We start from the raw sequence: 233 nt of genomic DNA on the forward strand, positions 1-233 counted from the left end.
GGAAAGCTTGACAGAATAAAAATGGATAAAGACGAGGGCTATGAAGTGCTTTACTTCATACAGTCATTAATGAACAAACTAGGGCTAGAAGGAAAAGCTAATATTCATGAAATAGAAGATATATTGCATTCCCCCAGCCTCTCAGATGTCGATAGTCGTGAAGAGTTAGAAAAGCTCATTACTCCCGTAATTCAAGTTAAGTAATTTGCTATGAAGTGATCAGGCGCAGGGTG

General features: G+C 38.6%; 1 protein-coding gene. It reads left to right on the top strand.

Annotated features, from left to right (window positions below; translation table 11 throughout):
- A partial coding sequence (locus R0J88_RS23770) for a hypothetical protein (protein ID WP_410901424.1) occupies nucleotides 1-204 on the top strand: 204 nt, incomplete at its 5' end.
- Nucleotides 205-233: the final 29 nt, after the last annotated feature.

The sequence above is a fragment of the Pseudoalteromonas sp. SIMBA_162 genome, assembly GCF_046535955.1.
In the GTDB taxonomy this organism is placed as follows: Bacteria; Pseudomonadota; Gammaproteobacteria; order Enterobacterales; family Alteromonadaceae; genus Pseudoalteromonas; species Pseudoalteromonas marina.